Source organism: Beijerinckia sp. L45, from assembly GCF_009765775.1.
Classification (GTDB): Bacteria; Pseudomonadota; Alphaproteobacteria; order Rhizobiales; family Beijerinckiaceae; genus RH-AL1.
This window is the reverse complement of the sequence record NZ_LMUU01000215.1, coordinates 1-8184: the sequence shown is the minus strand read 5'-3', so window position 1 is coordinate 8184 and position 8184 is coordinate 1. Positions and strand designations below refer to the sequence as shown.

Annotated in this window: 6 protein-coding genes; 3 read left to right on the top strand and 3 right to left on the bottom strand. The window is 64.2% G+C overall.

What is annotated here, in order from left to right; genetic code table 11:
- Nucleotides 1–705 precede the first annotated feature (705 nt).
- A complete protein-coding gene (locus tag GSQ79_RS22100) occupies nt 706–2223 on the top strand; it encodes a porin (RefSeq protein ID WP_158810939.1) in 1518 nt (505 codons plus the stop codon).
- Between the two features lie 60 nt (nt 2224–2283).
- On the opposite strand, the gene GSQ79_RS22095 is transcribed toward GSQ79_RS22100, so the two are convergent.
- The 3 genes from GSQ79_RS22095 to GSQ79_RS22085 all read right to left on the bottom strand — a co-directional run bounded on the left by GSQ79_RS22095 (nt 2284) and on the right by GSQ79_RS22085 (nt 5229).
- Nucleotides 2284–2469, bottom strand: a complete 186-nt coding sequence (locus GSQ79_RS22095; protein WP_158810938.1) for a hypothetical protein — start codon at nt 2467–2469, stop codon at nt 2284–2286.
- A gap of 24 nt (nt 2470–2493) precedes the next feature.
- Entirely contained in the window at nt 2494–3633 is a 1140-nt protein-coding gene (locus tag GSQ79_RS22090; protein WP_158810937.1) for a chloride channel protein, read from the bottom strand.
- A 363-nt stretch (nt 3634–3996) separates the two neighbouring features.
- The gene (locus GSQ79_RS22085; protein WP_158810936.1) at nt 3997–5229 is read right to left on the bottom strand and encodes a molybdopterin-dependent oxidoreductase; all 1233 of its coding nucleotides are present in this window, start codon (nt 5227–5229) and stop codon (nt 3997–3999) included.
- Between the two features lie 1029 nt (nt 5230–6258).
- On the opposite strand from GSQ79_RS22085, the gene GSQ79_RS22080 reads away from it, so the two are divergent.
- Nucleotides 6259–6612, top strand: coding sequence for a hypothetical protein (locus GSQ79_RS22080; RefSeq protein WP_158810935.1), 354 nt, complete (start codon nt 6259–6261; stop codon nt 6610–6612).
- An 83-nt stretch (nt 6613–6695) separates the two neighbouring features.
- Nucleotides 6696–8184 (top strand): DUF4011 domain-containing protein (locus tag GSQ79_RS22075; protein ID WP_158810934.1); only part of this gene is annotated, 1489 nt, incomplete at its 3' end.

Below are 8184 nucleotides of genomic sequence, written 5' to 3'. Positions count from 1 at the left end.
ATGCGGGCCTGATGCAATTCATGGCCCGTTTCGGGATCTTTTACGTGCGGGGTTACCCAGCAACATTCGAGCCTATATCTTTAGTCGTAGTGTCGTTGGCGAGCCTCATAGCAAGCACGTCGGTCTTGGGTTTGAACACGAAGTCTAAAGAAAACTTTATGAAGTAAAGCTTGTCAGGTATTGGTTTTTGTGTGAGCTATTAATAGCTACGGTTTTGACCCCCAAAGTCCCCCCGTGGCAGGGCCGTCTGAGGCTACGGCTTCAGACGGCCTCCAGGCTTCGACGGCGGAACCCGCTCCGCGCTGATAGGAGTGGGTTAAAAATATCTTAGGCAGTAGTCGTGAGGTCCGAAGTCCTCCTGGGTAGTCAAGAGACCATAGATTGTCTCGCTCCCGAGAAAATATAATTATATCCGCTATATAGCTATGATGTTAACGCGGCGCATGACTTCGCAGCATTTCCGATCGTCCGTATGATGGCTCATCATAAAAAGGTATACCAATCCAATTTTCGAACGATCGCGAAAATGGCGGCATAATAGCCACAGGGTCGTCACAATTTGAATGATAGCCATTCTTACGACTAGCGAATACGGCCGCCTCATTCTAGGAAGTGAAATATTGCTAGGGCATAAGCTCCAGCGTATTGAGACCCGGGGGGGCTATGCACAAGTTTATGTTTCCAATAGCGGCGATTGTTGCGTCGATGGCCGGTACTGCGCAGGCCGGTGATGCGAACACTGTCACTCCACCAAAGGCTGCAGCGAAGCATCACGTCGTCGCCAAGAAGATCGCGGTGCGCCGCAGGACGCCGATTGCGCCGGCCTATGCAGGAACCTATCAGGCCCAAGCTCCCTACGCGCCCCCTGTCGATCTAGCAGCCCCGCTCGTCCCGATCGCGCGCGCCATGGACAGCATCGGCCTGCCGGCTAAGGACGGGACGCTGACCTATCACGGTGTGACCGTTTACGGCGGCATCGATCTCGGCCTCGGCTATCAGAGCCATGGCGCGCCGCTGAGCAGCGTGTACGGTCCGGGCCGCAACTACACGCCCAACGCCGCCAACGCGCATACTCAGGTCGGCTTTATGCCGAACGCCCTGAGCTACTCGAACTTCGGCGTTAAGGGCGTTGAGGAGATCGTCCCCGGCCTTTCGTTCGTCTTCAATCTGCAGACGACGTTTGTGCCTACGTCGGCGCAGCTTTCCAACGGGAACAAGGCTCAGGTCTTGAACAATGGTGTCGCGTTGCCGCTTCGCACGTCGGGCGGCGACTCCAGCCGTAACGGCCAGATCGACAACGCGCAGGCCTATGGCGGATTCGTTTCACCCACCTTCGGAACGATCACGTTCGGTCGGCAGAACGCCCTGACGCTCGACGCCGTGATCGCGTATGATCCGATGAGCGCCTCCAACGCCTTCTCCCTGATCGGCTTCGCAGGTATGACGCCTGGCGGCGGCAACACCGAGGATGCCCGCCAGGGCGACTCGCTCAAGTACCGCGTGAATTTCGGACCCTTCCGTGCCGCCGGCATGTACAAGTTCGATGAGTTCGGCAACACCAACCGCAACGCCTATGCCGCCCAGTTGGGTGGCGAGTATCAGGGCTTCTCGGCGGACGTGATCTACAGTGTCGTCAAGGACTCAGTCACGACCGCGAGCCTAGGCGTGGGAGCGGTCACGCCCACCAACTTCAACGAGCTCGCGGGAACGGTCTCGGACAACTACGCCGTCATGGCCGTCGCCAGCTATAAGATCGACAAGTTCAAGTTCTTTGCCGGCTACGAGAACATCCGATTCGAGAATCCGGAGAATCCGCTAGCCGCCGGTTCGCCTGCCGAAGGCTATCAGCTTTTCAGTACGGCAAACGCCAACTTCACGAAGAATAGGATCGTCGACATTTTCTGGGGCGGCGTGAAGTATGCGTTCCGCGACAACATCGATCTGATCGGCGCATACTACCACTACACGCAGAACAGCTACGCGACCGGGGCCACCGCCGGCTGTTCATCGAGGTTCGTCGCAGCCAACTGCTCGGGCACCCAGGATGCGGGGTCGGTTCTGATCGACTACCGCTTCTCCAAGCGGTTCGATGTGTATGCGGGCGCGATGTACGGCATCGTTCATGGCGGGTTTGCGAATGGCTACGCGCCGACGGCTACCAATCCGACAGGCACCGCGACGAATACGATAGACCCCACGGTCGGCTTTCGGTTCCAATTCTGATTCTGATCACGACGTCTTACATAGTGCGCCACGGGACAACCGTCCTCGTGGCGCGTGTTGTCAGCGGGGCTGGGGGATGCGAGCCTCCGGGTCCCGCGACCTGATGCGGGCGAGCACCTGTTCGTCGGTGAGGCGCGCATCGTAGATCGATCGGGGCTCGATGGTTCGCGAGACCAGTGTGGCGGTCGCCACGGCGAGCAGGAGCGGGACGATGAACGAACGATCCCGTCCGGTCAGTTCCATCATCAGGACGACCGTTGAGATCGGCCCCTAGGTCGTCGCCGCCAAGACGGCCCCCGCGCCGATCACCGCGAAGAGGCCGGCAGGCTCGCCGGGCCAGATCAGAGTCCATGCGGAGCCGAGGACGCCGCCGAGCAGCGCCCCGAGGGTCAGCGACGGGGTGAAAAGTCCACCAGGCGCCCCGCTGCCGAGACACAATACGGTCGCGAGCGGCTTGAGCGCCAACAGAACGAGCATCAGCCAAGGCGCGGTCTGACCCGTGAAGGCGAGCTGCGAGACGTCCTTGCCGTTGCCGAGGATCTGCGGGAACCAGATCGAGGCGCCCCCCACGAGTCCGAGAGCAAGCGTCGGAGCAACGAGCCGCTTCCAGCCTTTCGGTTTGTTGCGGTCTGCCCAAGCGATGATGCGGACGTATCCTACCGACACGGCACCTGCGACAGGACCGGCAATCAGCGCCCAGACGACGATCGAGGTCGAGCTCGCGTAATCCGGAATGAGGTAGGTCGGGGCATCTGGCAGGGCCAGCCACGATACGGCGGTCGCGATGAGCGAGGTGAAGAGCGCCGGAAGGACGAGACGCAGGGCGAGGACGCCTCGCAGCACTTCCAGGGCGAAAAGCGCGCCGCCAAGCGGCACGCCATAGGCTGCCGCCATGCCGGCACCTGCGCCGCATGCCACCAGGAGCTGGCGCTGCTCGTCCGATAGGCAGCCGCGGTCCGACAGCGCGTTGGCGATCACGGCGCCCGCCTGCTTAGGCGCCCCTTCGCGCCCCAACGACGCGCCCATGCCGACGATGACGACGGATAGGACGGCGCTGCCGATTGTTCGCAGCGGCGGCAGGCGCCCCGCCTCGAACCAGATCGCCGCGGAGATGTCGATGCCGTTGCCGCTTGAAAGCCGTACGAGCACGAGCTGCCCCGCGCCGGTGAGCAGCCCGGCCCCGATTAGTATCAATACGTGCCGCGATGCGCCCGCATGCTGCGCGGCGTCGAGAAGCGACGTCCCGGCGCTCGGCCACATGAGATGTTGCACGGCCTGCAGCAGCAACGTGAGGAGCGCCGCGCCGATGCCGGTTCCGACGCCGGTTAGGACGACGGCAACCCAGAACCGCGCGGCGCCAGCCTGCAGCAGGGTCGCCGGTACGGGTCTCGACGAATTCACCGAGTTCATCGATCCTATCGACCGGGCTTCAGCGCTGCCAGGTAGTCTACGATCGCGGGGACGTCGGCCTCTGCGACAGGTGCCCCATAGGCCTTTCGCATCTTCGTGACCTCGTCCGCCCAAGCCTGCTTCGACAAGGGCGGCTGCAGGAGCACCATTCCGATGGAATGGCACGTGACGCAGTTTGCGTTGATCGCGTCAGATCCCGGCCCGACGAACGCTCGATCGCTGACTGGGTAGGTCGCGGTCACGGCCTTAAGGGTCACCCCACTTTTAGTGACCTCGGACGCGTAGGCGGGGTTCATTCCCGTCAAGAAAAGCAATGCTGCCCCAGCGGCTGCCTTGAACGATCTGCGATCCTTCCACACGCCGCTATGCCACGACGATCGTGGTCGCCTCGATGGCATTCAACATGAATCCGCCACCGTTCCAGGTCGGCTTGTCAGGCTGCGTCACGCCCGCTGCGTTCCTGGCGCGTACCATCAGCACCTGCCGCCCGACCGCCGTAGGCGTGAGCGAGGTCTGCCAGCTTCGGAAGCTGTACTTCCCTTCATCCGTCCCCAACGTCGTCTGCAACCATGTCGTGCCGCCGTCGGTGGACAACTCAACGGATTCTACGCCGCAGTCGCCGCCGAAGGCGATGCCTCGCACCATGCTCGGCTTGCCATGCGGCATGCTCGCGCCTTCCGCCAGGTTCGTGAAGAAGGAGCGCGGAACCATCCTGTTGATGGGGACAGTCTTGAAGCCCTTTTCGCCTGGCTTGACGTTGGCGCGCGGGGTGTCAGGGATGCGATATGCCGTCTTCATCCAGTAGTTTTCGTCTGCCTTGTCGAGGACCGTTATAGTATCCAGCATCTTGACCCAGTAGGTCGAGTACCAGCCTGGCACTACGAGACGGAGAGGGAAGCCGTTTAGCATCGGGAGCTGTTCGCCGTTCATTTGATAGGCGATCATGACCTCGCCGTCGCGGGCATGGTCGATGTCCAGCGACTTGCGGAAGACCGGCGTTTCCGGCACCACGCCTTCGTCCAGCCCCTTAAACTGAACCTGGACGGCGCCGCTTTTGATACCGGCCCTGTCGAGAACGTCGCGCAGACGAACGCCAGTCCATTTCGCGTTGCCCATCGCCCCATGGCCCCACTGGGCGCCGGGAACGCGTGGCGCTACGTAGCCCCGGGAGTTGCCCGAACACTGATTTACCGCCGCGATGTCGAACCGCGGCAGGCTCAGGACGTCCTCAAGCGACAGGGAGAGATCCCTTTCCACATGACCGGTAACGCTTAAGCGGTAGGTCGCGACGTCGACGGTTTCCGGAATTGCCGCGAGATGCCAGCGTACGAAGAATCGATCGCTGGGCGTGAATATCCCCCGGTCGTATACGGCGAAAGGCGTCTCGAGAAGCGGGGGCCGCGTCCGTTGCAGGATCATCTCCCCTTTTTCCGCGAAAGCTCTCGTAAGCTCGCGTTCGTTCGGTCCGCTGGGCAGGCCGAGGTTCGTCACGGCTTGGGCCCAGGCAGGATGCGTGGAGAGGAGCGCACAGGAGGCAACAGCATGCGCGATCACTTCGCGCCGGTGCGGATGGTCTTTGGAACGCGGCGATCGCATGGGTCTTGCTCCTTGGCGACGGTTCGTCCTGGGAGACGTACTTTGCATCCGATCGGGCTCGACTACCAGTCAGGCTATGCGTGATGGAGGCGATCGACGCGTTCGCGGATCACCTGTCGGGGACCAAGGAGTACTTCCATAGCGGCGGCGGATCCGCGAGCGAGGCGGCCCGCCACGATCTTCAGGCTGCCGTGTGCACGAAGCGCAGGCATTCGCCGAGGCTTCGATCCTGGGGCCCGTCGAGCCGGTGTCGACCATGACGTCGGCGATCGTCGCGCATCACCGTCGCCGGCGCGCACCGCGTGACGCTGACGACCATACGGTTGAAGCCGCCGCGAGGGTTTTGTCGTCAGCGAGATGACCTTGGGCGCCGACGGCACCGGTTGCGCGGCAACGGAATCGCGGATGCGACAAGAAGGTTACGGCGAGCGGGACCAAGGTCCAGCCGGACGCCGCATGCCAGCTGGGATCGATGCCGCCGCGCACCGGTCACTGCTGCGCAGAGCCCGTTTCTCGCATCGCCTTGTCGAGCGTCGTCTCGCATCCCTTGACGTCGCCGCGCTGGTCGGACCCTTGGCGTTCTCGATGACTTCGCGGTGTTTGACGGTCCGGGCGTTGGCCTGGTCCGAGGGGGCGGGGCGCCATTGCTAGGCGCCCCGTTGGCGTTCAGCTTCTTGTCCAGGCCGCGACCTCGTCGCCGCACGGAAACGCCGCGGCGTGGGCGACGCCAAGCAGGCAGAGGAACAGAACCGACGTTCTGACGACGCGCATGGCGTTCTTGGACCGACGAGATGCCGGTCGCGGCGAACGGCGGGCCGCCCTTCGGTGCGGGATCGGCAATCGGTAGCGCCGCCGTTCGAACCATGCAAAGCGACGATGGGAACTTCAAAGACCGAAACGAAAGCCACGGCCTGCCGCGTGCTGCGCGGCCGGGCCTTTTTCGACGGCATGACTTCCGTCGTAGTTCGACCCGATCTTGCGCTGAGCCAGCCTAGCCGGCGATAACGGTGCATGGACCGCACCGAATCCATGTCTTCCGCACGCGGCACAGGTCGCCTGACGCTCTTCCAGACGTTCGTGCACTGGCTCGCCCCGAAGTCGATCTATTCCAGGCCGCCTGCGGTGGCACGCCGCATCCGCGGTTTTCGACTCGTCAGCGTTACTCACGAACTCGTCCCGACGAGGCTCGGCCGCCGGCTCGGGTTCCCGCGCATAAGCGGCGGCTACGAAGGCGCCGCCCGCCTTTGGAACAGCATCGAGACGGGCGAGCCAGTCGTGGACAAGCGCTTCCTCGACTGGCTCGAACGCATCTGGCTGGCGGCGATTGGCGTCGAGTCGGCCCCCGACCTCGTTCAGGATCGATCTGTGGACCGCGTCACCTGATTTTCCGCTCCGCCGCCTCGCAGATTGCCCCCGCCGCCCAAGCGACCCTAAGCTGAACCTTAACAACAATCGGGAGCGACCGCGTGCAGACGGACGGCCAGACGACGACCTCGGGCGATCCGTCGGCTGCCGCGAAGGTGCCCGACACGCCGCTGTCGCGCCTCCTGCGCGACGCCAGGATGCGTCTCGTCGAGACCGGCACCCGCAACCGGCTCGTCCACACCCCGCGGGGCGCCAAGCGCTCGCGCTCCATCGCCCTCGACGTCGACGACCGCGACGCCCTCTTTCGGACCGCCTACCGCGGTCACCGTCTGATGCGCTTCGTGCCGCGCGAGGAGGGTGCGCCGCCACGCCAGAACGCCCTCGTGCGACTCGACGAGGTGCCGGCCGCGCGCCGCACCAACCCCGGTTGGCTCTACGCAGGCCTCGACGCCGAGACCCTCCAGAAGAAGCTCATGTCGCTGTACCGCGACGCGAAGACGGCGGAAGAGGAGCAGGGGATTAACATCCTGTTCCTAGCCTACGGCTTCCTACGTTGGTTCGAGGACGGCAAGTCCGAGGTCGTACGCGAGGCGCCGCTGCTTTTGCTGCCGGTCACCCTGGTGCGCGACAAGGTCCGATCGACCTTCGACCTCCGGGCGCGGGACGAGGAAATCCTGACAAACCAGGCGCTGCAGGAGCGTCTGCGCTCCGACTTCGGCATCACGCTGCCGGACGTGCCGGAAGGGGAGGAGTGGCACCCGGCCGACTACTTCGCCGCGGTTCGCACCGCCGTCGCCACGAAGGCCGCCTGGGGCGTCGACGCGGCGGGCCTCGAACTCGGATTCTATTCGTTCTCCAAGCTCTTGATGATCCGCGACCTCGACCCGGCGGCTTGGCCCGAAGGCGAGATGCTGGATAACGAGCTCCTGCAGGGCCTGCTCGTCGACGGCTTCCGCGAGGAGGAGCCTCTCTACGGCGAGGACGCGCGGCTCGACGCGCTCTTCCAGCCGGCCGACCTCGTCCAGGTCGTCGACGCCGATTCCTCTCAGACTCTCGTCATCGAGACGGTCAGGGCCGGCCGCGACCTCGTCGTGCAGGGGCCGCCCGGCACAGGCAAGTCGCAGACCATCGCCAACGTCATCGCCGCCGCGGTCCACGACGGTCGCACCGTGCTCTTCGTGGCCGAGAAGATGGTCGCGCTCGAAGTCGTGCATGAGCGCCTCGAGAAGGCCGGCATTGGACAGGTCTGCCTGCAGCTCCACAGCCGCACCGCCAACAAGCGCCAGCTGGCCGAGGAGCTCGACCGCACCTTGAGCCTGCGCGCCGCCAAGCCCGACACACAGGCCGAGACCGCGCGCTTCGCCGCGGCGCGCGACCGGCTCAACGCGATGGCCGCCGCCATGCACGCGCCCGTCGCCGATACGGGCTTGACGCCCTACGAAGCGCTGGCAGGCCTAGCCGACAGGCACGGGTTGTCCCCGGTTGCGCAGGACCTCGTCGATGAGGCGGCAGCTTGGAACGGCCCCCGCCACGTCGAGGTGAAGGACGCGGCGGAGCGCTTCGCCGCCGCCACCCCGGCCGCCGGCCCGC

Excerpts from the sequence above, each read along its gene's own strand:
- GSQ79_RS22090 (WP_158810937.1), bottom strand. The coding sequence starts at position 3,633 with ATGAACTCGGTGAATTCGTCGAGACCCGTACCGGCGACCCTGCTGCAG.
- GSQ79_RS22095 (WP_158810938.1), bottom strand. The coding sequence starts at position 2,469 with ATGATGGAACTGACCGGACGGGATCGTTCGTTCATCGTCCCGCTCCTG.
- GSQ79_RS22100 (WP_158810939.1), top strand. The coding sequence starts at position 706 with ATGGCCGGTACTGCGCAGGCCGGTGATGCGAACACTGTCACTCCACCA.
- GSQ79_RS22080 (WP_158810935.1), top strand. The coding sequence starts at position 6,259 with ATGTCTTCCGCACGCGGCACAGGTCGCCTGACGCTCTTCCAGACGTTC.
- GSQ79_RS22085 (WP_158810936.1), bottom strand. The coding sequence starts at position 5,229 with ATGCGATCGCCGCGTTCCAAAGACCATCCGCACCGGCGCGAAGTGATC.